21 protein-coding genes are annotated in these 25,406 nt (G+C 76.0%); 7 read left to right on the top strand and 14 right to left on the bottom strand.

The genetic code is table 11. The features are described 5' to 3' along the window. Nucleotides 1–104: 104 nt before the first annotated feature. The 6 genes from hemL to hemE form a co-directional block, all read right to left on the bottom strand. On the bottom strand, nucleotides 105–1,520 hold the full coding sequence (gene hemL, locus ACTJIY_RS03370; RefSeq protein ID WP_440673335.1) for a glutamate-1-semialdehyde 2,1-aminomutase: 1,416 nt from the start codon (nucleotides 1,518–1,520) through the stop codon (nucleotides 105–107). Then, the gene (gene hemB / locus ACTJIY_RS03365; protein WP_440673336.1) at nucleotides 1,517–2,551 is read right to left on the bottom strand and encodes a porphobilinogen synthase; all 1,035 of its coding nucleotides are present in this window, start codon (nucleotides 2,549–2,551) and stop codon (nucleotides 1,517–1,519) included. The genes hemL and hemB overlap by 4 nt, the downstream gene beginning before the upstream one ends. Then, on the bottom strand, nucleotides 2,548–3,585 hold the full coding sequence (locus ACTJIY_RS03360) for a uroporphyrinogen-III synthase (RefSeq protein ID WP_440673337.1): 1,038 nt from the start codon (nucleotides 3,583–3,585) through the stop codon (nucleotides 2,548–2,550). The genes hemB and ACTJIY_RS03360 overlap by 4 nt, the downstream gene beginning before the upstream one ends. Further along, nucleotides 3,582–4,751, bottom strand: a complete 1,170-nt coding sequence (hemC, locus tag ACTJIY_RS03355; protein WP_440673338.1) for a hydroxymethylbilane synthase — start codon at nucleotides 4,749–4,751, stop codon at nucleotides 3,582–3,584. Before hemC ends, ACTJIY_RS03360 begins: the two co-directional genes overlap by 4 nt. A gap of 148 nt (nucleotides 4,752–4,899) precedes the next feature. Then, nucleotides 4,900–6,381, bottom strand: a complete 1,482-nt coding sequence (locus ACTJIY_RS03350) for a protoporphyrinogen/coproporphyrinogen oxidase (protein WP_440673339.1) — start codon at nucleotides 6,379–6,381, stop codon at nucleotides 4,900–4,902. Further along, nucleotides 6,378–7,538, bottom strand: a complete 1,161-nt coding sequence (hemE, locus tag ACTJIY_RS03345) for a uroporphyrinogen decarboxylase (RefSeq protein ID WP_353707195.1) — start codon at nucleotides 7,536–7,538, stop codon at nucleotides 6,378–6,380. Before hemE ends, ACTJIY_RS03350 begins: the two co-directional genes overlap by 4 nt. Before the next feature lie 50 nt (nucleotides 7,539–7,588). Between hemE and ACTJIY_RS03340 the strand changes: the two genes are divergently transcribed. From ACTJIY_RS03340 to ACTJIY_RS03330, 3 genes are all read left to right on the top strand, one after another. After that, a complete protein-coding gene (locus ACTJIY_RS03340) occupies nucleotides 7,589–9,010 on the top strand; it encodes a glutamyl-tRNA reductase (protein WP_253052075.1) in 1,422 nt (473 codons plus the stop codon). Nucleotides 9,011–9,236: 226 nt separating this feature from the next. After that, the gene (locus ACTJIY_RS03335) at nucleotides 9,237–11,939 is read left to right on the top strand and encodes a GH92 family glycosyl hydrolase (RefSeq protein WP_440673340.1); all 2,703 of its coding nucleotides are present in this window, start codon (nucleotides 9,237–9,239) and stop codon (nucleotides 11,937–11,939) included. A 105-nt stretch (nucleotides 11,940–12,044) separates the two neighbouring features. Continuing rightward, nucleotides 12,045–12,980 carry a Ppx/GppA phosphatase family protein gene (locus ACTJIY_RS03330; RefSeq protein ID WP_253052079.1) on the top strand — a complete coding sequence of 312 codons (936 nt, stop codon included), beginning with the start codon at nucleotides 12,045–12,047 and terminating at the stop codon, nucleotides 12,978–12,980. Nucleotides 12,981–13,035: 55 nt separating this feature from the next. Here ACTJIY_RS03330 and ACTJIY_RS03325 read toward each other — a convergent pair whose 3' ends face one another. The 6 genes from ACTJIY_RS03325 to ACTJIY_RS03300 form a co-directional block, all read right to left on the bottom strand. Beyond that, the gene (locus tag ACTJIY_RS03325; protein WP_253052081.1) at nucleotides 13,036–13,473 is read right to left on the bottom strand and encodes a VOC family protein; all 438 of its coding nucleotides are present in this window, start codon (nucleotides 13,471–13,473) and stop codon (nucleotides 13,036–13,038) included. Between the two features lie 68 nt (nucleotides 13,474–13,541). Beyond that, complete coding sequence (locus ACTJIY_RS03320; RefSeq protein ID WP_440673341.1) at nucleotides 13,542–14,000, bottom strand: helix-turn-helix transcriptional regulator; 459 nt, start codon at nucleotides 13,998–14,000, stop codon at nucleotides 13,542–13,544. Continuing rightward, nucleotides 13,997–15,328, bottom strand: coding sequence for a CoA transferase (locus tag ACTJIY_RS03315; protein WP_440673342.1), 1,332 nt, complete (start codon nucleotides 15,326–15,328; stop codon nucleotides 13,997–13,999). Before ACTJIY_RS03315 ends, ACTJIY_RS03320 begins: the two co-directional genes overlap by 4 nt. A 50-nt stretch (nucleotides 15,329–15,378) precedes the next feature. Then, entirely contained in the window at nucleotides 15,379–17,181 is a 1,803-nt protein-coding gene (locus ACTJIY_RS03310) for a hypothetical protein (protein ID WP_439158298.1), read from the bottom strand. Between the two features lie 128 nt (nucleotides 17,182–17,309). Further along, nucleotides 17,310–17,765, bottom strand: a complete 456-nt coding sequence (locus tag ACTJIY_RS03305; RefSeq protein WP_253052089.1) for an NUDIX hydrolase — start codon at nucleotides 17,763–17,765, stop codon at nucleotides 17,310–17,312. 348 nt (nucleotides 17,766–18,113) lie between these two features. Beyond that, nucleotides 18,114–19,457, bottom strand: a complete 1,344-nt coding sequence (locus ACTJIY_RS03300) for a glycoside hydrolase family 6 protein (RefSeq protein ID WP_440673343.1) — start codon at nucleotides 19,455–19,457, stop codon at nucleotides 18,114–18,116. 135 nt (nucleotides 19,458–19,592) lie between these two features. Here ACTJIY_RS03300 and ACTJIY_RS03295 point away from each other — a divergent pair, with 135 nt between their 5' ends. After that, on the top strand, nucleotides 19,593–20,006 hold the full coding sequence (locus ACTJIY_RS03295; RefSeq protein ID WP_440673344.1) for a PadR family transcriptional regulator: 414 nt from the start codon (nucleotides 19,593–19,595) through the stop codon (nucleotides 20,004–20,006). Beyond that, on the top strand, nucleotides 20,003–21,166 hold the full coding sequence (locus tag ACTJIY_RS03290) for a hypothetical protein (protein ID WP_440673345.1): 1,164 nt from the start codon (nucleotides 20,003–20,005) through the stop codon (nucleotides 21,164–21,166). The genes ACTJIY_RS03295 and ACTJIY_RS03290 overlap by 4 nt, the downstream gene beginning before the upstream one ends. 101 nt (nucleotides 21,167–21,267) lie before the next feature. Here the strand turns inward: ACTJIY_RS03290 and purB are convergent, their stop codons facing one another. Further along, nucleotides 21,268–22,755 (bottom strand): adenylosuccinate lyase, encoded by a 1,488-nt coding sequence (gene purB / locus ACTJIY_RS03285; protein WP_440673346.1) that lies wholly within the window; start codon nucleotides 22,753–22,755, stop codon nucleotides 21,268–21,270. Nucleotides 22,756–22,950: 195 nt separating this feature from the next. Between purB and ACTJIY_RS03280 the strand changes: the two genes are divergently transcribed. Both ACTJIY_RS03280 and ACTJIY_RS03275 read left to right on the top strand, forming a co-directional pair. Further along, nucleotides 22,951–23,265, top strand: coding sequence for a hypothetical protein (locus ACTJIY_RS03280; RefSeq protein WP_439158302.1), 315 nt, complete (start codon nucleotides 22,951–22,953; stop codon nucleotides 23,263–23,265). Next, nucleotides 23,262–24,932: a PGAP1-like alpha/beta domain-containing protein gene (locus ACTJIY_RS03275; RefSeq protein WP_440673347.1), complete on the top strand. Its 1,671-nt coding sequence runs from the start codon at nucleotides 23,262–23,264 to the stop codon at nucleotides 24,930–24,932. The genes ACTJIY_RS03280 and ACTJIY_RS03275 overlap by 4 nt, the downstream gene beginning before the upstream one ends. Nucleotides 24,933–24,965: 33 nt before the next feature. On the opposite strand, the gene ACTJIY_RS03270 is transcribed toward ACTJIY_RS03275, so the two are convergent. After that, complete coding sequence (locus ACTJIY_RS03270; protein ID WP_253052101.1) at nucleotides 24,966–25,355, bottom strand: phage holin family protein; 390 nt, start codon at nucleotides 25,353–25,355, stop codon at nucleotides 24,966–24,968. Nucleotides 25,356–25,406: the final 51 nt, after the last annotated feature.

Here is a 25,406-nt window from a genome sequence, read left to right as displayed (position 1 = left end):
GGCCCCGCGCGGCCGAGCACGCGATCCCGCGCCGTCGAACACGACGTCGGTGTCGTTATCCGCCGGATAACGACACCGACGTCGTGTTCGGCGCCTTGTGGGGGTCAGGCGGGGCGGGCCTCCGCGGCGGCGCGGGCTGCGGCGGGGAGGGCGTCGAGGATGCGGGTCACCGCGGCGTCGTCGTGGGCGGCGGAGACGAACCACGCCTCGAACACCGACGGCGGCAGGCTGACCCCGGCGTCGAGCATCGCGTGGAAGAACGCGCGGTACCGGAACGTCTCCTGCGCCTGGGCCTGCGCGTAGTCGCGCACGCCCGCGGTCGCGGCGAGGTCGCCGAAGAACACGGAGAACAGGGACCCCGCGCGCTGCACGCGGTGCGGCACGCCCGCCGCGTCGAGCGCCGAGCCCACGGCCGACGACAGCACGCCCGCGACCTCGTCCACGCGCGCGTACACGGCGTCGTCGGCGAGGCGCAGCGTCGCGAGGCCGGCCGCGACGGCGACCGGGTTCCCGGACAGGGTGCCCGCCTGGTAGACGGGCCCGAGCGGCGCGAGCTGGTCCATGACGGTCGCCGGACCCCCGACCGCGGCGACGGGCATCCCGCCGCCCACGACCTTGCCGAAGGTGAACAGGTCGGGCGTGTAGCCGTCCGCGCCCTGGCCGCGCAGCACCGCGTTCTCGAGGCCCCACCAGCCGCTCGGCCCGACGCGGAAGCCCGTGAGCACCTCGTCGAGGATCAGCAGCGCGCCGTGCGCCGCCGTGATGCGGCGCAGGCCCTCGTTGAAGCCCTCCGCGGGCGGGACGACGCCCATGTTCGCGGGCGACGCCTCGGTGATGACGGCCGCGATCTCGGAGCCGCGCTCCGCGAACGCCGCCTCGACGGCCGCGAGGTCGTTGTACGGGAGCACGAGCGTCTCGGCCGCCGTCGCCTCGGTGACCCCGGCCGAGCCGGGCAGGGCGAGCGTCGCGACGCCGGACCCCGCCTCGGCGAGCAGCGCGTCCACGTGCCCGTGGTAGCAGCCGGCGAACTTCACGACGACGTCGCGCCCGGTCACGCCGCGCGCGAGGCGGATCGCGGTCATGGTCGCCTCCGTGCCGGTCGACACGAGGCGCACGCGCTCCGCGGCGGGCACCCGGCGGCGGATCTCCTCCGCGAGCTCGACCTCGCCGAGCGTCGGCGCGCCGAACGACAGCCCGCGCCCCGCCGCCTCCTGGACCGCGGCGACGACGTCGGGCTGCGCGTGCCCCAGCAGCGCGGGGCCCCACGAGCACACGAGGTCGACGTACTCGCGCCCCGCGACGTCGGTGACGTACGGGCCGCGCGCCGACGCGAGGAACCGCGGGTCGCCGCCCACGGACCCGTAGGCGCGGACCGGCGAGCTCACGCCGCCCGGGAGCACGCCCTGCGCGCGCACGAACGCGGCGTGGTTGTCCGCCCCGCCCGCGCCCGGCGCGCCGAACAGCGCCGCGTTCTCCGCCTGGACCGCCTCGGCGGTCCCGAAGCCTCCGGTGTCCGTCATGCCCGCGTCCTTCCCTCGTTCTCGTCCAGCCAGCCCGCGAGCTCCGTCGCCCAGTAGGTGAGGATCACGTCCGCGCCGGCGCGCTTGATGCCGAGCACGGACTCCGTGATCGCGCCGCGCCGGTCGATCCACCCGTTCGCGGCGGCGGCCTCGATCATCGCGTACTCGCCCGACACCTGGTACGCCGCGACGGGCACCGGCGACATCTCCGCGACCGCCGCGAGCACGTCGAGGTACGACCCGGCCGGCTTCACCATCACCATGTCCGCGCCCTCCGCGAGGTCGAGGTCCGCCTCCCGCAGCCCCTCGCGCGCGTTGGCCGCGTCCATCTGGTACGTGCGGCGGTCGCCCTGGAGCGCCGAGTCCACGGCCTCGCGGAACGGCCCGTAGAACGCGCTCGCGTACTTCGCGGAGTACGCGAGGATCCCGACGTCGTCGAACCCTGCGGCGTCCAGCGCCTCCCGGATCACGCCGACCTGGCCGTCCATCATCCCCGACGGCGCGACGACGTCCGCGCCCGCGCGCGCCTGCGCGACGGCCATCGACGCGTAGCGGTCGAGCGTCGCGTCGTTGTCGACGACGACGGACCCGTCGCGCCCGGTCGTCAGCACGCCGCAGTGCCCGTGGTCGGTGAACTCGTCCAGGCACGTGTCGGCCATGACGACCGGCCCGCCGCCGGCGTGCTCGCGCGCCGCCTCGACCGCGACCCGGATGCCGCGCTGCAGGATCCCGTCCTCGGCGTCGGCCTGCGTGCCGGTCGCGTCGCGCTCGGCCGGGATGCCGAAGAGCATGACGCCGCCGACCCCGGCGCGCGCGGCGTCGCGCACGGCGTCCGCGAGCGTCGCCTCGGTGTGCTGCACGACGCCCGGCATCGACGAGATCGGCCGCGGCGCGCCCAGGCCCTCCTTGACGAACAGCGGCAGCACGAGGTCCGACGCGTGCACGCGCGTCTCGGTCACGAGACGCCGTACGCGCGGGCTCGTGCGCAGGCGGCGCGGCCGGTGGTGCCCGACGGGGAGCTGGTGGGTCACGAGGGGTCTCCTTCGGAGGTCGGGTCGACGCCGGTCGTGCCGGCGGCCGGGGGAGCGGCCGGGTCGTCGGGCAGGGCGGCCGTGCGGGTGGCGGAGCCGGTGGCGGCGAGCGCGTCCCCGAGCGCGTCGGCCAGCGCGGCGTCGGTCGGGCGCTCCGCGACGGCGTCGAGCCGCAGCCCGACGGCGCGCGCCGCCCGGGCGGTCGGATCGCCGATCGCGACGCCCACGACGTCGTCGCGCGGGCCGAGCTGACGTGCCACCTCGCGCGCGACGCTCCCCGAGGTGAGCACGACGGCGTCCACCTCGCCGGCGTGCCACGCCGCGACGACGTCCGGCGCGAGCGCGTGCGTGACGGTGCGGTAGACGGTGACGACGTGCGGGACGTACCCGAGGTCGTGCAGGCCGTCGTGCATCGTCGGTGCGGCGAGGTCCCCTTGCGGCAGCAGGACCACACCTCTACCTCGCGAGGTAGAGCCCTGGTTCGGTGAGGTAGAGGCGTGGTCGGTCGCGGCGAGGGTCGTGAAGGCGGCGACCAGGCCGCGGGCAGAGTTCTCGATCGGCTCGAGGTCGACCTGGACGCCGACGGCCTCCAGGGCGCGGCGGGTCGCAGGCCCGACGGCGGCCCAGCGGGCTCGGCGGGCGGCGTCACCCAGGTGGACGCCCTGGCGGGCGGCGCTCGCGACGAGCTCGTCGATCGCGTTGACGCTCGTCACGACGACCCAGGCGAAGTCGCCGTGCGCGAGGCGGGCGACGGCGCCGTCCACCGGGGCGGTGTCCTCGACCCGGGCGCGCTCGATCGCGGGGCTGACGAGGACGCGCGCGCCGGCGTCGCGGAGCGTCGCGGCGAGCCCCGCGGCGCGTTCGGGCGCGCGGGGGACGAGGACCGTGCGGCCGGCGAGCGTCGAGCCCGCGGCACGCGGGACCGACGCCAGGGTGGCGGCCTCGGCGTCGCCGTGCGGGCTCGGTCGCCCGGGCGGGGGCGGCACGACGGGTGCGGGGCCGCGCGACGGGTCGCGCAGGGGGCCCGGGCTCATTCCGCCTCGCCGCGGTAGCCGCCGTCGCGGAGCTGCTCGCGCGCGGTCTCGACGGCGCGGTCGGGCGACGGGACGGCGTCGGCGTCCGTGGCCTGTCGCGTCGTCGCCGGGGCCGTCCCGGTCACGGTCCCGGACTCGGACCCAGCCCCGGCTCCGGGCCCGGAGCCGGTCTCGCGGAGCGGGGCGAGGCGGGCGGCGCCGTCGGCGAGGAGCGCGTCGGCGACGCGGGCGCCGAGGGCGCGCGCGGCGTCGTCCCGCGCGTCCTGCGACGAGGCACCGACCGGGACCGTCGTGCGACCGGAGTGCGTGAGCTGCTCGACGCCGTCGACCCGGGCGACGACGGCCGTCAGGACGACCTCGCCGTCCTCGACCAGGGCGTGCGCGCCGACGGGCGCGGCGCAGCCGGCCTCCAGGCGCGCGAGCAGCGACCGCTCGGCGAGCACGGCGAGGCGCGTCGGCTCGTGGTCGAGGTCGTGCAGGGCGCGCGCGAGCACGGGGTCGTCGAGCGACGCCGTGCGCACCTCCACCGCGAGGGCGCCCTGCCCGGCGGCGGGCGCCATGATCGCGGTGTCGACGACCTCGGACACCGCGTCGAGCCGGCCGAGCCGTGCGAGCCCCGCGTAGGCGAGCACGACGGCGTCGAGGTCGGCGTCGGGGCCGAGAGCCCGGGCGAGGCGCGTGTCGACGTTCCCACGGATGTCGACGACGTCGAGGTCCGGCCGGACGGAGCGGAGCTGCGCGGCGCGGCGCGGCGACCCCGTACCGACGCGCGCGCCGCGCGGGAGCGTCGTGATGGTGAGACCGCCGCGGGCGCACAGGACGTCGCGCGGGTTCTCGCGCTCCGGCGTCACGACGGTCAGCCCGGGGGCGGGCTCGGTCGGGAGGTCCTTGAGGGAGTGGACAGCGACGTCGCACCGTCCGTCGAGCAGCGCCTCGCGCAGCGCGGTGACGAACACGCCGGTGCCGCCCATCTGGGCGAGCGACCCGGTGAGGACGTCGCCGTCGGTGCGGACGCGGACGAGCTCGACGTCCCGGCCGGTCAGCTCCTCGAGGCGGCGGGCGACGTGACCGGACTGGGTCGTCGCGAGGGCGCTGCCGCGCGTGCCCACGCGGAGGGGAGGGGTACCTGCAGGGCTCACGGTCCCAGTCTCTCCCCACTTCGGCATTCCACGGAAATGCGCACGTCACGCTGCCGGGAATACGCGCGGGAGTGACGTGGTCCTGACGCGCGGTCAGGAACTTCCGGACACGATGTCAGGACAATTCGCGAGCGTATTTGACGCCGCATTTCTCGGGATTCCGGTAAGGATTGCCTCAGTCGAGGACGGCGAGGCCCCGGGCGCATTCCTGGGCGTGCGCGACGATCGCCGCGAGCCCCGTGCCGGCGATCCAGCCACCCGTCACGCCGAGCCCGGGGACGGCGTCGACCCGCTCGACGAACGCCGCGACCTCGCGGCGGTACGCGGGGGTGGGCGGGGGCAGCGCGCCGTTCCAGCGCGTCACGACGTGCCCGAGCACGCGGCCGTGCAGGTCCACGCCGAACAGCCGTGACGCGTCGGCGACGACGCGGTCGAGGTCGGGCTCCGTCGTCGCGCCGATGCGTCCGTAGCTGAGGCGCACCACGTGGTGGCCCGGTCCGACGGCGGCGCGCACGCGCTCGCGCAGCCACGGCCACTTCGCCGTCGAGTGCGTCAGGGCCTTCGCCTCGACGTCCGACGGCGGCGCGGCCCGCCCGGCGTCGCGGTGCGGCGGGGCGACGAGCAGCCCGGTCCCGCGCGGCGCGTCGTCGAGCTCGGGGGCGCGGAGCAGGAGCGTGACGAGGCGGACGTCCGCGCCGGGCTCCGGGTCGGGCAGCAGGTCCGCCGCGGTGCCGACGAGCGGGCCGAGCGCGTCCACGAGCGCCGGGGTCGTCACGACGAGGCGCGGTGCGGCGAGCTCGACGGGCCCGTCCGGCGTCTGCGCGCGGACGACCCAGGAGCCGGAGGGCGCGTCGCCGGCGGAACGCCCGCGGTCCGGGTCCCTCCGGGCGATCTCCGTGACCTCGTGGCGCAGCCGCACGTCGGCGTCCGCCGCGAGCTCCTCGACGAGCCGGTGCATGCCGCCGTCGATCCCGCGGACGGCCGAGCCGGCCGGGGCGAGCGCGCGCAGCGACGCGACGGCCCGCGCGAGCGAACCCTCGCGCTCGAACGCCTCGCGGAGGCCCGGCGCGACCGCGGCGACGTCCAGCCGGTCGAGCGGGGCCGAGTGCACCCCGGCCGCGACGGGCGCGACGAGCCGCTCCGTGACGCGCGTCCCCATGCGCGAGCGCGCGAACGTCTCGAGCGTGCGCAGGTCGGTGAGGCGGCGGGGCAGGACGCGGTCGAGGCTGGCGCGCAGCGCCCCGCCGACGCCGACCGCGCGGCGCACGTCGCCGGACCACGGGTGGGCGGGGATCCCGAGGACGCCGGCATGCGGCAGGGGGTAGGCGCGGCCCGCGGCGTAGCCCCAGGCGCCGTCCCCCGACGGCTCGACGACGTCGAGGCCGAGCGCGGCGACCAGGTCGCCGACGGCCGTGCCGCGGGCCGCGAAGGACTCGGCCCCCAGGTCGACGCGGACGCCGTCGAGCCCGGGCAGGTCGCCGCCGCGGACGGGCCCGCCGGGGACGTCCGCGGCCTCCAGCACGACGACGCGCAACCCCTGCTCGCGCAGGGACAGGGCGGCGGTGAGCCCCGCGACCCCCGCGCCGACGACGATCGCGTCCACCCCCTCGGGGACGGTCCCGGGGGAGGTGCGGGACGTCGTCGGCTCGGTGCTCACCGTCGGGTCGCCTCCTCGTGCGCGTCGTCCTGTCCCGTCCAGTCTGCGCCGAGCGCGTGGACCAGGCCGACGACACGCGTGAGGACGTCCGGGTCGGTGTCCGGCGGGACGCCGTGCCCGAGGTTCACCACGTGCCCGGGCGCGGTGCGCCCGCGCCGCACGACGTCGCGCACGTGCGCCTCGAGCACGTCCCACGGCGCGGCGAGGAGCGCGGGATCGATGTTGCCCTGGACCGGGACGGGGTCGTGGCCCTCGCCGAGGAGCCGGGCGGCGTCGTCGAGCGGCGTGCGGTAGTCGACGCCCACGGCGACGTCGCGCACCCCGGCCGCGGTGACGGCGTCGCGCATCGTGGGGAGCAGGTGCTCCGTGCCGGTGCCGAAGTGCACGACCGGCACGCCGAGGTCGGCGACGTGCGTCAGCGCGCGCGTGCTCGCCGGGGCGGCGCCCGCCGCGTAGTCGGCGCGCGAGAGCGAGCCTGCCCACGAGTCGAAGAGCTGGGCGGCGCTCGCGCCCGCCCGCACCTGGGCGCGCAGGAACGTGCCGGTGAGGTCGGCGGCCCAGTCGACGAGGCGCTGCCACGTCTCCGGGTCGCCGCGCAGCAGGGCGCGCGCGGCGAGGTGGTCGCGCGACGGCCGACCCTCGACGAGGTAGGCGGCGAGCGTGAACGGCGCGCCCGCGAACCCGATGAGCGGCGTCGTGCCGAGCGCGTCGACGGTCAGCGCGACGGCCTCGCGGACCGGGGCGAGCGACTCCTCGGTGAGCTCGGTCTCCACGAGGCGCGCGACGTCGTCGGGCGTCCGGTACGCCTGGCCCATGACCGGCCCGACGCCCGGCACGATGTCGACCTCGACGCCCGCGAGACGCAGCGGCACGACGATGTCGGAGAAGAAGATCCCCGCGTCGACGCCGTGGCGGCGCACCGGCTGGAGCGTGATCTCCGACGCGAGGTCGGGGCGCAGGCACGAGTCGAGCATGCTCACGCCCTCGCGGGCGGCGCGGTACTCGGGCAGCGAGCGGCCGGCTTGCCGCATGAACCACACCGGTGTGATTTCCGGGCGATTTCCCGTCGTGCCCGCGCGCAGGGCCTGCACGAGCGGCGAACGGTCCGTGCGGCCGTCGGTCAGGGGATGGCCCGGGGAAAGGGCGACAGGAATCACAGCTACCGATTCTGCCTCCCTCCCGGTGGAATGATTAAATCGGAGGCACTGTGGCTCTTCTCTCCCTCACGGCCAGCCACCACGAGCTCGACCTCGACGCCCTGGAGCGACTCTCCACCGGGGCGCACTCGATCGGCGGCTCCGCGGTCGCGGCGTGCGACGTGATCACCGGTGCCGTCGTCCTCGCGACGTGCAACCGGTTCGAGCTGTACCTCGACGTGGACGCGCCCCTCGACGGGACGGGCGTGCAGCACGCGACCGAGCACGTCGCGCGCATGGTCGCCGACGCGTCGGGCGTCGAGCCGGCCGAGGCGCTCGCCTCGTTCCGCACGCGCGCCGGGACCGAGGTCGCCGAGCACCTGTTCGCCGTCGCGTCGGGGCTGGACTCGATGGTCGTGGGCGAGCGCGAGATCGCGGGCCAGGTGAAGCGCGCCCTGGAGACCGCGCACGCCGACGGCGTGACCTCCTCGACCCTCGAGCTCCTGTTCCAGACGGCGTCGCGCACGTCCAAGAGGGTCAGCACGCAGACGACGCTCGGCGGCGCGGGCCGCTCCGTCGTCGCGCTGGGCCTCGACCTCGCGGGGGCCGAGCTGCCGCCGTGGCACCAGGTGCGGGCCGTCCTCATCGGGACGGGGTCGTACGCGGGCGCGAGCCTCGCGGCGCTGCGGGCGCTCGGGTGCGACGACGTGCGCGTCTACTCGCAGTCCGGCCGTGCCGAGGAGTTCGCCGCCGCGCGCGGCGTGGAGGCGGTCACCGACCTCGTCGCCGCGCTCGAGGACGCGGATCTCGTCGTGTCGTGCAGCGGCGCGCGCGGGCGGGCGCCGGCCGACGGCGTCGCGCGTCCGGGAGGGGGCGGCGACCGCCGCGAGCAGGCCATCGAGCACGTGCTCGACGCCGCCGCCGTGGTCCGGGCGCGCGAGCGCGCGGCGGTCCGCGCGGGGGACGAGCCCGCGGCCCGTCCGACCGTGGTGCTCGACCTCGCGCTGCACCGCGACGTCGACCCGCGCGTCGCGGACGTCGAGGGCGTGCTGCTCTACGACCTCGCGACGCTCGCGGCGCACTCGCCGTCGATCGCGTCGGAGCTCGTCGTCCAGGCGCGCGCGATCGTGGACGACGCGACCCGCGCGTTCGAGGAGACGCGGCTCGGCCGCGCGGCGGACACCGCGGTCGTCGCGCTGCTCGCCGACGCGGAGCGGCGCATCGCGCTCGAGGTGGCCGACGTCGTCGCGCTGCGCGAGGCGGACGGCGACCCGGTCGAGCCGGACGAGGCCGACGAGCTCGCGCGCGACGTGCGACGTCGCGTCCACGCCGACCTGCACCGCGCGATCGTCGAGGCCCGCGCCGAGGCCGTCGCGGCCGCGCAGGCGGAGGAGCGCGCCGTCGTCGCGGACGCCCAGGCCCTCGCCGACGAGGCGGCAGCGCCGGCACGGCCGACGAGCCCGGGATCTCTCCCCGCACCCGCCGCGCGCTGAGGAATCACCCCGGGTTCGGCCGCTGCGGGCCTCCATGATCGGCCGAGCGGTGTGCCCGGGCACGTAATTGACAGCGCAGTCATCGCCGGGAGAGAGTGACCGGCGGACGCCCGTCGTCGACCAGGAGCACCGTCGCCCCGCCACGAGCGGCCCGGGCGGCACCTGGCCGGCGGACCCGGGGCGCCCCGGGCGACGCAGCCCGGTCGCACGTCGAAGAGGACATGGCATGAGACGACCACGACTCGCCCTGCTCGCCGCCGGGCTCGCGCTCGCCGTCGCGCCGGGCACGCTGCTGCCCGCCGCCGCGGGCGCCGCCCCCGCCGGCGACGGCGCCGTCACCGCCGCCGCGGGCGACGACCTCACGCTCGAGGTCAACCCGTTCGTCGGCACCGAGAGCGAGGGCAACGCCTACCCGGGCGCGACCGTGCCGTTCGGCATGGTCCAGCTCAGCCCGGACAACACGAACTCCTACGCCTCGACGTCGTACAGCACGAACGCGGGGCGCGTGTGGGGCTTCAGCCACCGGCACGTGAACAGCGCGGGCTGCCCCGCGGCGGGCGAGCTGCTCGTCACGCCGGACACGAGCGCGACCCCGCGCACGTCGCGCTCCTTCATCGCGATCAAGGACCAGAAGAACACCGAGCACGCCTCCGCCGGGTTCTACGAGGTGACGCTCGCGAACGACGTGCACGCCGAGCTCAGCGCGACCACGCGCGTCGGCGCGCACCGCTACACGTTCCCCGCCTCGACGACGTCGCACCTGTCGTTCAACGTGGGCCAGACGCTGCGCGACGCCGGCGCGAGCTCGGTGACGTGGGTCGACGACCGCACGCTCGAGGGCTGGGTCGACAACGGCGGCTTCTGCGGCGGCACGCCGGACAAGCAGCGGTACTTCTTCAGCGCGACGTTCGACCGCCCGGTCGCGTCGAGCGGCACGTGGGGCGCCGACGCGCGGTACGTCGCGGGGTCCACGACGAGCGAGGTCGCGGGCGGCAACAACGGCGCCGTCGCGGTGTTCGACACCACGACCGACCGCGACGTCGAGGTGAGCGTGGGCGTGTCGTTCGTGAGCGTCGACGGCGCGCGCGCCAACCGCGAGGCCGAGGCCACGGTCGAGGGCGGCCAGGTCGCGTTCGACACCGTGCGCGAGGAGGCGCGCGACGCGTGGAACGCCGAGCTGGGCCGTGCCGCGATCGACGCGTCGCCCGACCAGCGCCGGATCTTCTACACCCAGCTCTACAAGACGCTGCTCTCGCCGACGATCGGCAGCGACGTCGACGGCCGGTACCGCGGCATGGACCTCGAGGTCCACCAGGCCGACGGCTGGGACTACTACCAGAACTTCTCGCTCTGGGACACGTACCGCACCCAGGCGACGCTGCACGCGCTCCTGCTGCCGGAGCGCGCGCAGGACATCGTGCGCTCGATGTACCAGCACCGCGTCGAGGGCGGCTGGCTGCCGCGCTGGTCGCTCGGCGCGCTGGAGACCAACATCATGGCGGGCGACCCCGTCACGCCGTGGCTCGCGGAGAACTTCGCGCTCGGCACGGTCCCCGACGACATCGCCGACGAGCTGTGGGGCTACCTCGTGGAGAACGCCACGACGACCCCGCCGGACGACGTCGCGTCCGTCGGGCGGCGCAGCACCGAGTTCTACGCCGAGCACGGCCACGTGCCGTTCTACCCCGAGAACGAGGGCGGCCTCGGCGGCCAGTTCGAGGAGTACCGCCACGGCGGCTCGGCGACGCTCGAGCTCGCGCTCGCCGACGCGAGCCTCGGCGCCGCGGCCGAGCGCACGGGCCGCGAGGGCGGCCAGGCGTTCCTCGACAAGGGTCGCAACTGGCGCAACCTCTGGAACCCGGACGTCCAGCTCTCCGGCGGCTTCCAGGGCATGGTCAACGCGAAGCGCCCGACGGGCGAGTTCGTCACGCTGCCCGAGCTGACGGACGTCACGCGCTCCGGCTTCCACGAGGGCGTGCCGTGGCAGTACCAGTGGATGGTGCCGCAGGACGTCACGGGCCTCCAGGAGGTCATGGGCGGCGAGGACGGGTTCGTCGAGCGCCTCGACTACTACTTCGACCAGCCGGCGCTCGCCGCGAACCCCGGCGTCTCGCCGAGCACGTGGGCCAAGGGCGGCAGCTCGTACTACACGACGATCCGCTACAACCCGGGCAACGAGCCGACGATCATGAACGCGTGGCTCTACGGCTACGTGGGCCAGCCGTGGAAGACGAACGACGTGCTCGCCGCGAACCTCAACCGCTTCCCGGACACCCCGGGCGGCGGCGTCGGGAACGACGACCTCGGCACGCTCGCGGCCTGGTACGTCATGGCGTCCCTGGGGTTCGAGCCCGTCATGCCCGGCTCCGGGATCCTCGCGCTCAACGCGCCCAAGGTGCAGGCCGCGACGCTCACGACCGACGCCGGCGCGACGGTGCAGATCGACGCTGCGGGCGCCAACGAGAAGCTCCCGAGCTACGTCGCGGGCCTCGAGGTCGACGGCGTCGCGCACACCGCCGCGTGGCTCGACGTCGCGGCGCTGCAGGACGGCGGCACGCTCGACTTCGAGCTGTCCGACACGAGCGCGGGCCTCACGTGGGGCACCGCGGCCGCCGACCGGATCCCGTCGGTCTCCGCGGCGGCCCCGCCCGCGCCGGTCGAGGTCGAGGCGAGCGCGCGCTGCCTCGGCGGCCGGGCGTTCGTCGCGGTCCGTGCGACCAGCACGGCCGACGAGCCCGTCGACGTGACGCTCTCGACGCCGTTCGGCGAGCGGACGGTCCGGCACGTGCAGCCGGGCAAGAACGCCTACCAGTCGTTCACGACGCGCACCACGTCCGTCGCGGCGGGCACGGCCACCGTGACCGTCGTCGCCGCGGACGGGACCACGTCCCAGGTCGACGTGGCGTACGAGGCGCTCGACTGCGGCTGACCCGCGGTCCGGTCGCGACAGGGGAGCGCTCGCGCTCCCGCACGAGGGCCGTCGTCGGGCACCCCGCCCGGCGGCGGCCCTCGCCGCGCCGCTAGGCTTCGGCGGGTGAGCACCACCACGCGCCTGGGCGTCCTCGACATCGGCTCGAACACCGTGCACCTCGCCGTCGTGGACGCCGCGTACGCGGCACGCCCCGTGCAGGCGGCGGGTGCGCGCACGGTCGTGCGCATCATGCGCTACCTCCGGCCGGACGGGTCGCTGTCGCCCGAGGGAGTCGCCGCGATGCTCACCGCGGTCGACGACGCGATGGCGCTCGCGCGCGAGTCCGCCGTCGACGAGATGCTGCCGATGGCGACGTCGGCGCTGCGCGACGCGACCAACGGTCCCGAGGTGCTCGCCGCGATCGGCGAGCGCGTCGGCCAGCCGGTGCGCGTGCTCTCGGGCGAGGACGAGTCGCGCCTGACGTTCCTCGCGGCGCGCCGCTGGCACGGCTGGGCCGCGGGCCGCCTGCTCGTCCTCGACATCGGGGGCGGGTCGCTCGAGATCGCGTCGGGCGTCGACGAGGAGCCCGACCTCGCCGTCTCCCTCCCGCTCGGCGCCGGGCGCATGACGATGGGCTTCCTGCCCGACGACCCGCCCGCGCCCGAGCACGTCGAGGCGCTGCGCGAGCACGTGCGCGCGACGCTCGCCCCCGCCGTCGCGCAGTTCGCCCGGCTCCCGCGGCCCGACCACGTCGTCGCGACGTCCAAGACGTTCCGCTCGCTCGCGCGGCTCGCAGGCATGCAGACCGAGGCCGTCGGCCCCGACGACCGGTGGCGCATGCGACGCTCGCAGCTCGCCGACTGGGTGCCGCGGCTCGCGCGCATCACGGCCGAGGGCCGCACCGCGTTGCCCGGCATCACGCCCGAGCGCACGTTCCAGATCGTCGCGGGCGGGGTGGTCGCGGTCGAGACGATGCGCGCGCTCGGCGTCGACGAGGTCGAGATCTGCCCCTGGGCGCTGCGCGAGGGCGCGATCCTGCGCCGTCTCGACCACAGCTGACCTCGCCCGCGCGGAGCCTCGGGGTCCTCCTCGGCCGGGTCCGGCCCGGGCCCCGTCAGCCGGCGGCGGCAGACCTCGGCTCGGTGAGGCTGAACCAGTTGCCGGAGTCGTCGACGAAGACGGCCTCCACGCCGTAGGGGCGGTGCGCGGGCGGCTGGCGGAACGTCACGCCCTTCGCGACGAGGTCGCGGTAGGTGGCCTCGCAGTCGTCGGTCTGGAGGACACCCGCCCCCATCGACCCCTTGGCGACCAGCGACCGGAGCTGTGCCGCGGACTCGGGGTCCCGGCCCATGGCGCAGTCGGCCAGGATGATCGTGCGCGTCGGGTCGCCCTGCGGCCCGACCGTGAGCCAGCGGAAGCCCGCGCCACCGCCCTCGAACTCCGCGCCCATCGAGAAGTCGTCGCGCAGCTCGAAGCCGAGCACGGTCGTGTAGAACTCCTTGGCGGAGTCCTGGTCGAGCACGAACACGGTGGTGTGGGACAGCGTGAGCACGGGTTCTCCTCTCGGGGCGCCGACTGCCGGCGCGGGGCCGACGGCCTCGCCGGCCGTCGTCCTCGACGCTACGACGCGCCGCCCTGGTCCTGCTTCTCCGATCGTGCGGAGCCCGACGCCGGCCGGGGCACCGGCTGCGGCCGGCCCCACGCGAGCGCGAAGCACCCGGGGACGGGCGGACCGCCGGCGCGGGCGTGCTCGTCCCGGTAGGCCGTCGGGGTGACGCCGACGATCGCGCGGAAGCGCGCGGAGAACGTCCCGAGGCTCGTGAAGCCCACGGCGTGGCAGACCTCGGTCACGGTGAGGTTCGCGGTGCGCAGCAGGGTCTTCGCGCGCTCGACGCGGCGTGTGGCGAGGTAGGCCATCGGGCTCGTGCCGAACGCGGCGGCGAACGCGCGCGCGAAGTGGAACGACGAGTAGCCCGCGACCGCGGCGACGCCGGCGAGGGTGAGCGGCTCCGTGAAGTGCGCGTCCATGTGGTCGCGCGCCCGCCGCAGGTGGACGGCGACCTCAGGCCCGGCGCTCACGCCGTCCACCGCGGCTCGTCCACGCCCCACGGCCGTGCGGGCGCGGGGTAGTCGTCGACCGGCACGCCCGCGAGGTGGTCGAGCGCGGGGCGCGTCGTCGTCGCCGCTCTGTCCCGGCCGTCCCGGCCGTCCAGGCGCGCGGGGTGCACGACGACGCAGCGCGGGCCGGGAGTGCGCGGAGCGTCGTGCGCGGGGTCGCGGCCCGGGGCGGCGAGCAGGGCGCGCGCCGTCCGGGCGAGCGCGCCGTCGACCGCGCGCCCGCGGCCGTCGCTCGCGCGGTCGGCGAGCGCGTCGACGACGGCGGCCGCGACGAGGTAGCCCGTCGCGTGGTCGAGCGCCTGGGCGGGCAGGGCGCCCGGCGCGGCGTCCTCGGGCGCGCACGCGGTGCCGTCCCGCGACCCCTCCGCGAGCGCGATCCCGCTCACCGCCTGGACGATCGAGTCGAAGCCCCGTCGCCCGGCCCACGGGCCGTCGTCGCCCCATGCGGTGACGCGCGCGTGCACGGCACCGGGCGGGAGCCGCAGGCCGAACGACTCGACCGCGCCCGGGCGGTACCCGGTCACGAGCACGTCGGCCTCGTCGAGCAGGCGCTGGGCGCGGGCGAGGCCGTCGCGTGTCGCGAGGTCGAGCAGCGCCGACCGCTTGCCCTGCCCCGTGTCGAGGTGCTGGACCTCGATCTCGGGCAGACCCGGTGGGTCCAGGCGCAGCACGTCCGCGCCGAGCAGGGCGAGCGTGCGCGTCGCGACCGGGCCCGCGATGACGCGCGTGAGGTCGAGCACCCGGACCCCGGCGAGCGGGCGCGGCCCGGACCCGAGCGGGCGCGCGGGCGCGGCGTCCTCGCGCACGGCCGTGCGCACCGGTGGCCCCGACGCCGTCGCCCGGCCCGGCGGGGTGGCGCGCCACGCGTCCTCGCTGCGGACGCGCACGGCGATCGCGCCGGTCTCCGCGGCGCGGTCCTCGACGTCCTGGGCCGAGCGGTCCGCGAGGGCGCTCACGACGGCGTCGCGCGCCGCCGCCCCGTCGGCCGTCGCGGGCAGGTCGAGGAGGGCGAGCAGACGCGCGCGGTGGTGTGCGTAGTTCGCGTGCGTGCGGACCCAGCCGTCCGCGGTCCGGAAGAAGCCCGAGAGCGGCGCGAAGCCGTCCACCGGGGCGCCGTCGACGCGGAGCAGCCGGTCGCTCGCGAACGCCGCGGCGACGCGCTCCGGGTCAGGGGGCGGGCCGACGTCGAACCCGCCCGCGCGCGCCGCGGCGTCGCGCACGGCGACGACCGACGCGACCGCGAGGTCCAGGACCGGCAGCGTCGCGGCGAGGAACGGCGCGGCACCCACCCCGCGACACTACGCCGACGGGAGGCCCGGGTGCCCGGACCCGCGACCGATCAGTGGCCGACCGTGACCGTGCCGGGGAACCGGGCCGCCGAGCGGTCGGTCGCGGAACCGTCGCCCGCCGCGTTGATCTCGGAGATCATCATGACGAGCTCGAGGTCGGAGTCCGCGGCGCGGGCGAGGCTGGTCGCGAGCTGGTACGGGTCGGTGATCGGCTTCATGTCGTAGTCCGTGACGATCATGCGCGTCTGCATGCCCAGGCTGTCGTTCTCGACCGCCGTGCGCACGCTGTCCGCGAGGCGGTTCATCTGCGACTCCGTGAGCGTCATCGTCACCTGCTGGCCGGACGACACCTCGCTCGACGGGGAGAAGCCCGAGAACTCCTTCGTGTTGAAGTACTGCGACGACATGTCGTCGGCCGTGACGTCGAACGAGTACGTCCGCGCGGACACGTCCTCGGTCCCCGACGCGTCGAAGGCCTGCGACATGCGGAAGTCGCCGCGGTCGCCGTACGTCGCGGTGAGGAGCTGCTCCGTGCTGCCGTCGGGGTTGGTCGTCGCGACGAGCGAGCCCGTGTTCTTGCCGATCTCCCACTCGGCCCCGCCGACGGGGGTGTCGAAGCCGACGGTCGACGTCGAGTCGAACTCGACCCGCTCGATCTTCGTGGTGCCGGAGATCCCGGTCGACGCGTCGGCGGGGATCTCGCCGGTGACGAGGTACCTGTCGTACGCGGCCTGGCCCTCCGGGGTGGACAGGTCGAACTCGGCGCTGCGCAGCGACGCGCCGTCGAGCGACGTCGTGTTGCCGAGCATGACCTTCACGGCGTCGAAGTCGAGACCGAGGCCCGCGTGGTTCGCGATCGCCTCGGTGGGGCCCGCGGTGACGCGCACCGTGTCGTCGCCCGTGCGCTCGATGAGGCTCGTCACGCCGCTCGCGTCCTTGACGGACGACTCGACGGCGATGTGGCGGAACGCCGCGTTGAGCTCGGTCTCCGCGTAGCTGCCGCCGTCCATCGTGACCGACGAGCCGACCGGCATGCTGCGGGGGTCGAACGGGTTGATGCTCCCGGGGTCGGTGACGCCCGCGCCGTCGGGCACCTTCACCGTGTACGCGGACGTGACGCCGGTCGTGTACCCGCCGCTGACGCCCGTGCCGCCCTTGTCGACGCCGCCCTCGACGCCGATCGAGACGTCGGACTTGGACGTGTACGTGGTGAAGCCGTCCTCCGACTTCTCGCCGACCGTGTACTCCGCACCGCCGTTGACGCCGAACGAGATCTTCGACCCGTTCGTCGTCTTCATCCAGTCGGAGAGCGAGCCGCTGCCCGAGTACGTGGTCTCGCCGCTCTCCGGGTCGTGGGTCACGCCGAACCCGACCTTCGCGTCGGTGCCCTCCGTCGCCGGGTTGCCCAGGCTCCCGTTGTCCGTGCCGGACTCGTGGTCGCCCTTCACCGTGACCTTGGGGCCGCCGGGGCTCTCGTCGCCCGACGCGTCGCCTCCGCCGCCACCGGGCCCACCGCCGGAGCCCGGCCCGCCCCCGGAGCCGGGCCCGCCGCCCGGCCCGCCACCAGGGCCGCCGCTGCCGCCCGTGCCGTCGGAGCTGGCGCTCTCCTGCTGGTCGGCGTTCTTGCGGACCTTGTCCGCCGCGTCCCGGAGCGTCGCGGTCGCGGCGGCCAGCGCCGGGCCCAGCTCGGCGGACCAACGGCCGCGGAGCTCGTCGCCGTCCGGGCCGGCCCAGCGGGCGCCGCTCACGGTCGAGTCGAGCGTGCTCCGCGTCGTGGTCAGCGCCTCGGACGCCGTCGTGAGGCTCTGCGCGAGCGCGCGCAGCTCGCCGATGTCGGCACCGTAGAACCCCATGGTCGTCCCTCTGTCGCTGCGGATCGTGCCTCCGGAGCGTACGCGGGCGCGCTCCGCCGCGTCTCGTCCCGCTCATGGGGCGAGGTCCCCATCGGGCGCGCGTCGCGGCACGCGAGCACGGCGCGCGGTCAGGCGGAGAGGACCCCCGCGAGCCGGTCGAGGACGATCCGACCCGCCGGCGGGACGCGGTGCGCGTCGGCCGGGGTCAGCCACGCGAGCTCGGCGATCTCGGCGTTCGGTGCCGGCTCGGGCGACCCGGGAGCCGGCTCGGCGTACATGCAGTGCATGCGCACGACCCGCCCGCCGAGGCCGTGCCCGGGCGCCTCGGCGACGAAGCCGGGGCGGACCGACGTCGGGTCGAGGCGCACCCCCAGCTCCTCGTGGATCTCGCGCACCAGCGCCTCGGCGTCCGACTCGCCGGGCTCGACCTTGCCGCCCGGCATGAAGAAGCGGTCCTTGCCGGTCGTGCGGACGGCGAGCAGGCGCCCGTCGCGGACGTTCACCCAGCCGACGGTGCGCAGCGGCGGCAGCGCGGCGGGCTCGGGGGAGGGCGGGTCGGTGCGGGGGAGGTCGTGCGACGTCACGCCCCCACTGTGCCATCTCCGGCGCGCCGCCTCCGCGGCGCCGTCCGACCCGGACGGCTCGGCGCTGACGGCTTGACGACGACCGGCACCCCCGACGGCGCGTGGCGCACCCAGCAGCCACGCGCCGTCGGGCCTGCCCCTCGCGCGGCCCCAGTTCCGGCGAGAGGCGATGGTGCCGGGCCGGGCCCGGCACAGACGATCGTCACACCAACCGGCGAACCGTGCGCGCTGCGCACCCCCGCTAGCCCCCCAGAAGACGCCGAACACGACATTGCTGCCGTTATCCGGGCGATAACGGCAGCAATGTCGTGTTCGAGGGCGAGCAGGGTCGTGCTCGACGGCGTCGGGTTACCAGGACGCGTTGCGGGCGAGCTCGAGCGCGACGTCCTGCCACCACTGTCCGGCGGGCGGCCCGCCGTTGCACGACCCGTCACTCTCGCCGGGCAGCTTGACCCAGAGCAGGGCGTCCAGGTGCGTGCCGTCGTCGACCGCGCGTGGCGGGTCGCCCAGCGCGCGACCGCGGGGGTTGCACCACTCACCATTGCTCCCGTTGCCGTTGCGGGACGTGTCGACGACGAACGACACGTCGCCGCCGAGCAGCGCCGCGACCTGCTCGCCGTACGCGCGCGACTCGGCCGTCGTGCGGTAGTTCGACGTGTTGAGCGCGAACCCGACGGCGTCGTCGAGGCCCACCTGCTGGAGGCGGGCCGCGGCGGTCGCCGGGCTCAGCCACGCGGAGTGGCCCGCGTCCACGTAGACGCGCGCGCCGGCGTCGGTGAGGATGCGCGCCGCGTCGCGCAGCATGCCGACGCGGTCGCCCTGGCCGGAGCAGTCGCCGAGCTGGGCGAGCGCGTCGGGCTCCAGGACGACCCACGGCTCGCCGACGATGCCGGACGCGACCGTCTGGACCCAGCTCCGGTACGCCGCCTCGGCGGTGCCGCCGCCCGAGTGCGAGCCGCAGTCGCGACCGGGGATCGCGTAGATCGTCAGGAGCGGCGTCGCTCCCTCGGCCGCGGCGGCGCTCGTGAACGCGGCGACCTTCGCGCGCGACACCTGCGCGTCCGCGTCGGTGACCCACGTCGACTGGGGCGTGAGCGCGATCTTCGCGAGCAGGTCCCGGTCCGTGCCCGACGCCGCCTGCCAGGCCTCCCACGCCTGGTTCGTCTCGTCCACGTGGAACGTCACGTCGTCCGGCGTCTCGGGGGGATCGGTGGGGTCCGGCGGGTCGGTGGGGTCGGGTGGGACGTCGCCGCCGCACGCGACGCCGTCGAGCGTGAAGCTCGCGGGCACGGCCGGGGCGGACGTGGCCGTGCCCACGAGGCCGAACGAGGCGCTGCCGCCCGTGGCGAGCGACGCGTTCCATCCCACGTCGCCCACGGTGACCCGGCCGTCGTCGCGCCCGAGCGTGCCGTTCCAGAGCTGGCTGATGCTCTCGCCCGCCGGCAGGTCCCAGGCCAGCTCCCAGCCTGAGCGCGGGGCGCCGAGGTTCGTGACGGTGACGTCGGCCTGGAAGCCGCCGGACCACGCGCTCGTGATGCGGTAGTCGACCGTGCAGGCCGCGGAGGGCGCGGCCGCGCGGGTCGTCGCGAGCGCCGCACCGGCGGTCGCCGTGGCGCCCAGCGTCGCGAGGGTCGCGACGGCGGCGACGAGCGTCGCCGCACGGGGTCGTCGGGTGGGGGAGGTCGGTCTCATGCTCGGGGCTCCGTCGCCTCGGGGTCAGGACTCCGCCACGGTAGGGACTGTCGGGGAGCGCAGGGAGGGTGCGAAACGTTTCGCGCTGCGGCGCGTCGTGCTCCATAGGTTCGCCGCGAGGGTATGGTCGTCGCCATGGCATCCAGACCGCTCCAGGAACCCGCGTTCCTCGTCCTGTCCGCGCTCGCGGCCGGTCCGCTGCACGGGTACGGCATCGCGCAGGACGTCGAGTCCAGCTCCGACGGCCGCGTGACGCTGCGCGCCGGGACGCTCTACGGCGCGATCGACCGGCTCGTCGCCGCCGGGCTCGTCGAGGTCGACCGCGAGGAGGTCGTCGACTCGCGCCTGCGCCGCTACTACCGGCTCACCACGGAGGGCGGGACGCGCCTCGCCGCCGAGGCCGAGCGTGCCGAGGCCCAGGCGCGCCGCGCGCTCGAACGCCTCGGCGCCCGCCGTCGCGCGTCCGCGGTGGCGCGCGACGGCGTCGCGGCGCGCCCCGCCCGCGGCGTCGCGGGAGGTCTCGCCGACGGCGGGGCGGTGCCGGCATGAGCGGGGACCGCGGGGTCCGCCCCGGTGCGGCGGGCGACGGAGCGACGGCCGCTCCTGCCGCGGCGAGCCCGACGGCGGAGCCCAGCCCGACGGTGCTCGTCGCCCCCGTGCTCGTGCGGGACTACCGCCGACTCCTGCGGCTCTTCCCGTACACGTACCGACGGGCGCACGAGGCCGAGATGCTCGGGCACCTGCTCGACGGCGCGCGGCCGGGGCAGTCGCGCCCGACCCGGGCCGAGCGGTGGGACCTGCTGCGCGCCGCCGCCCGCGAGTGGGCGCTCGCGCCGCTGGGCTCGACGCCGCGGCAGCGGCGGGCGGCGACCGGGCTGCTGTTCGTGCTGCTCCCGGCGGTGCTCGTGGTCATGGCCGCGCGCGTCCTCGCGTTCGCTGCGGCGATCGTCCGGGCGATGCTCGGCCCGGACGGCGGCGCGCCGCTCGCGGCGACCGTCCCGACGGCGCCGATGTGGGCCCTGTGGATCGCGGCGGTCGCCCTCACGCTCGTCGGGGCGCGACGCGTCGGCCTCGTGGTCGAGGTGCTCGCCGCCGGGGCGGGCGTGGCCGCGCTCGTCGGGTCGGTCGCTGCGGGCAGCGCCTATGCCGCGTACCTCGACGCACCGTGGGTCGTCGGGCTCGTCGCGTACGCGGGGGTGCTCGCCGCGGGACGGACGTGCCGGGTCGGCGCCGAGCCGGTCGCGCTCCGGGCGGCGACGGTCTGGGCCATGGCGCTGGTCCTCGGCGCCTTCGTCGCGGCGACCTCCGCCGACGCGGCGCACCTCGGGATGCCGTGGTGGTCGGGTGGCGCCCTGGTCTCGTGGACGCTTCAGGCGCTCGCCGTACCGGTCGTCCTGCTCCTCGGCGTCGCCCTCCTGTGGCGCCGGACGCGCCAGGCGGTCCCGGTGCTCGGCGGTCTCGCGGTCGCCGTGCTGCTGAGTCGCTCGACCTTCTTCTGGTCCGGCACGGTGAGCATCCAGACGGCGGACCTCGGGAACGTCGTCGGCCTCCTGGCGTTCGCCGCCGCGGCGACGCTCGTGCTGCGCTGGGTCGTCAACCGTCTCGACGAGCTCTCCGAGGCGCGCGCCGCGCACGGGGCTCTGCTCGCCGCGACGGGAGGCACGCCGCACCCGGACGCGCCGCACCCGGGCGAGCCGACCGCCGTCTGACACCTGCGCCGCCGAGAACGACGCTGCGCGCTCGCGAGAACGACATGAGGGCCGTTATCCACCGGATAACGACCCTCATGTCGTGTTCGGCGCGGGGCTGGTCAGTCCAGGTAGGCCGTCACCAAGCCGGCCGCCAGGCCCGTGTAGGTGGCCGGGGTGAGGTTCGCGAGGCGCTGGGCTACGTCGTCCGGAAGGCCGAGGCCGGCGACGAACTCGCGCAGGCGCGCGGCGTCGACGCGCTGGCCGCGCGTGAGGTCCTTGAGGCGCTCGTACGGGTTCTCCATGCCGGGGACGCCCGCGACCGACGCCGCGCGCATCGCCGACTGGATGGGCTCGCCGAGCACCTCCCAGTTCTCGTCGAGGTCCGCCGCCATGAGGTCGGCGTTCGCGGCGAGGGCCTTGAGGCCGCGGCGCACGTTGTCGATCGCGAGGAGCGAGTGGCCGAACGCGGGGCCGACGTTGCGCTGCGTCGTCGAGTCCGTGAGGTCGCGCTGGAGCCGTGAGGTGACGAGCGTCGCGCCGAGCGTGTCGAGCAGCGCGGACGAGATCTCGAGGTTCGCCTCGGCGTTCTCGAACCGGATCGGGTTGACCTTGTGCGGCATGGTCGACGACCCGGTGGCGCCGGGGACGGGGATCTGCGTGAAGAACCCGAGCGAGATGTACGTCCACACGTCGGTCGCGAGGTTGTGGAGGATGCGGTTGAAGCGCGCGACGTCCGCGTACAGCTCGGCCTGCCAGTCGTGCGACTCGATCTGCGTCGTCAGCGGGTTCCACGTGAGCCCCAGGCCCTCGACGAAGTGCTTCGAGACCGACGGCCAGTCCACGCCCGGCACGGCGACGGTGTGCGCGCCGTACGTGCCCGTCGCCCCGTTGAGCTTGCCCAGGTACTCGGCCGCGCCGATCCGGCGGAGCTGGCGGCGCAGCCGGTGCGCGAGGACGGCGAGCTCCTTGCCGAGCGTCGTCGGCGTCGCGGGCTGGCCGTGCGTGCGCGAGAGCATCGGCACGTCCGCGTGCTCGCGCGCCATGTCCGCGAGCTGGTCGGCCAGGGCGGTCGCGGCGGGCAGCCACACCTGCTCGACGGCGCCGCGCACCATGAGCGCGTAGGACAGGTTGTTGACGTCCTCGCTCGTGCACGCGAAGTGCACGAGCTCGCCGACGCCGGGGAGCACGGTGTCCGGGCCCAGGGCGTCGGGCGCCGCGGCGAGGCGGCGCTTGACGAAGTACTCGACCGCCTTGACGTCGTGCACCGTCTCGCGCTCGATCGCGGCGAGCTCGGCGATCTCCTCGCCGCCGAACGTCGCGGGGATCTGACGCAGGTACGCGACCTCCGCGTCGGAGAGCTGGGGGGCGCCCGGCACGACCGGGCGGACCGCGTTCTCGTCGACCGCCTGGACGCCGTTGCACAGCGTGATGAGCCACTCGACCTCGACGTGGACGCGCTCGCGGTTGAGCGCGGCCTCGCTGAGGTGGTCGACGAGCGGTGCGACGGCCGCGCGGTAGCGCCCGTCGAGCGGGCCGAGCGCGATCGGCGGGGTCACCTCGGCGAGCGACACGCGGGCAGGGGCGTCTGCGGCAGGGTTCTCGGGCACGCCCCTGATTCTCCCACGCGTGCCCGACGGCGGCCCGCGCCTCCCGCAGTCCGGGCACGCGGTCCTGGGCCGGCGCGCGATCCGTGGGCGCCGCGCGGTGCGTGGCCGTCCCCAGGACCGTCTTCCGAGCGGCCCGTCCACAGCGGCGGACGGGGCCGCGGCGTCCGGGGCGAGGCCCTGCGTACGGTCGCCGCCATGTCCTCCTCGTCGCCCCCGCCGCCCCCGTCGTGCGACGCTGCGCCGTTCGGCGTCTCGCTCGCCCGGGCCCGGGTCCTCACCGCCCAGGACGACGTCGCGCGGGCCGGTGCCGCGCTCGTCGCGCCGGACCTGCCGTGGGCGGGCCACGCGCGCGCGTCGTACGACGACGCCGCCGCCGAGCGGCGCGCCGGTCTGCTCCGGCTCGGCATGCTGCTCGACAGCTGCCTCCTGCGCCTCGACGCGCTCACCGTCCTCGCCGAGGCCGAGGTGGCGAGGATCCGGGCCGAGCTCGCCGCGGCGGGGGTGCCGTGAGCGGCCCTCGCCCGGCACCCGTGGTCGTGGTGCGCGGCGGCACGGAGCCGACCGCGGTCGAGACGGCGGCGGTCGTCGCGCAGGCGGTGGCGCTCGGCGCGCGGGCGGACCTCGTCGCCGGGACCGTGGCCGCGCTCCGAGCCGCGCGGGACTCCGTGGACGTGACGACCGCGAGCCCCACGTCGTTCGCGGGTCGCCTCGCGGCACCGGCGCCGTTCCCGGCCACGTCGGGCTGGGACGTCCACGCCACGCCGTGCTGGTCGGCGGAGGTGCGTGCGGCGCGCGCGGCCGCGCTCGAGGCGTTCGACCTCGCGATCGGCCTCGCGCAGGAGCAGGAGCGGGGCCTGCGCGACCTCGCGTCGCGCCTGCAGCATGCGGTGCGCGTCTACGACGACGCGGACGCCGCGGCGACGGCACTGTGGCAGGACCTCGCGCTCCTCGCCGTCGGGGGCTTCAGCCCGGTCGGTGCCGCCACCGCCGGGCTGATCGGCATCCTCTCCCTGGGGACCGTCGGGGTCCTGCACTCGTTCCTGGAGGGTCGTCCGTCCGCGCTGAGGGTCGTCACCTCGGGAGAGTCGCTGCACCCTGCCACGATCCGTGCGCTGAGCCGGGCGATCGGCCTGCTCGACGCCGACCGCCCGTGGTACCGGATGCCGACCGTCGGCAACGGCGCGTCGGTGCTGCGCGGCCTCGCGCAGCCGCTGCGGGACCGCTTCCTGCCCGACCCCGACGTCCGGCTCGTCGACGCGCCACGCGACCTGCCGACGCCCACCGACGTGCGGTCCGCGCTCGGCGCCGTGGACGCGCTCGCGACGGACTCGACGCTCAGCGTCCAGCGGATCGTCAAGGACGACGGCACCCCCACGTGGGTGGTCGCGATCCCCGGTACGCAGCCCGGCAATCTCCGGTCGGTCTTCACCATGACGTCCAACTACGACCTCATGGACGACGACCCGGCGGTGCGGGCGCAGGCCGACAGCACCCGCGCCGTGCTGGAGGCGATGCGTCAGGCCGGGATCGGGCCGGACGACGACGTCGTGCTCGTGGGGCACAGCCAGGGCGGCATGATCGCCGCGACCGTCGCGGCGGCGACGGTCGGGACGTACTCCGTGCGGCACGTCGTGACGGCGGGCTCGCCCGTCGCCGGCCACGCCCTCCCGCCGGGGGTCAAGGGCACGCACCTCGAGACCCAGGGCGAGGGGATCTCCGACCTCGACGGCGCGGAGAACCGGGCGACGCCCGACAGGGTCACGGTGACGGGGACCCTGCCGGCTCCGGGCGGCGGGCCGTCGCTCGAGTGGCCGCACAGCGTGCACTTCCACCAGGAGGTCCTGGACGCCGCCGTCGAGGTGGGCGACCGCGGCCTCGAGGAGCACCTGGACGACGTCGAGCGGCTGCTCGACGGCCAGGCGGAGGAGCCGCTCGTCTACGAGGCGCGCCTGGTGCCCGACCCGGACACCACGTTCTGCATCGGGGACCTGGCGGTCCCGCGGTCGCTCACGCCCCCGTGGGCCCCGGGCACGCCGTTCCCGGGCGCGCCGGGGGTGCTGGCGCCGGGGGCGCCGTCGCCCGCGGTGCCGGGGACCCCGCTCACGGGGAGTCCGGGGGCCGGTGAGCTCACCGCGCCGGGCCCGGACGGCGGGGGAGGCGACGACGACGCGCGGTAGCGGCGCCCGTCCCGCGGACCGAGGCGGCCGGGGTCAGCGGTCCTGGGCCCGGGGCACGACGGCCGAGACGGCGAAGTTGATGAGCCCGATGATCAGGGCCGCGAGCAGGGCCCACCAGAACCCGCCGATGATGCGGATGCCCCAGTCCGTCTGCTCCGTGATCCACGCGGTGAGCATGAGCATGAGCGCGTTGACGACGAGCGAGAACAGCCCCAGCGTGAGGATGTAGAGCGGGATGGACAGGATCTGCACGATCGGCTTGATGATCGCGTTCACGAGCGAGTAGAGCAGGGCCACCACGAGGATGATGACGACCTGCCCGCCGGCGGTGTCGGACCCGACGATCTGGAAGTGCTCGTCGATGAACAGGCTCGTGAGCCAGATCGCGAGGCCGGTGACGAGGACGCGGACGACGAAGCTCATACCGGGCATCCTGCCATCCGGGCGGCGCCCGGGCACGGCGCCGGGCCGCGC

The organism is Cellulosimicrobium sp. 22598 (assembly GCF_052044445.1).
Classification (GTDB): Bacteria; Actinomycetota; Actinomycetes; order Actinomycetales; family Cellulomonadaceae; genus Cellulosimicrobium; species Cellulosimicrobium cellulans_G.
This window is presented reverse-complemented; position numbering and strand designations above follow the sequence as displayed.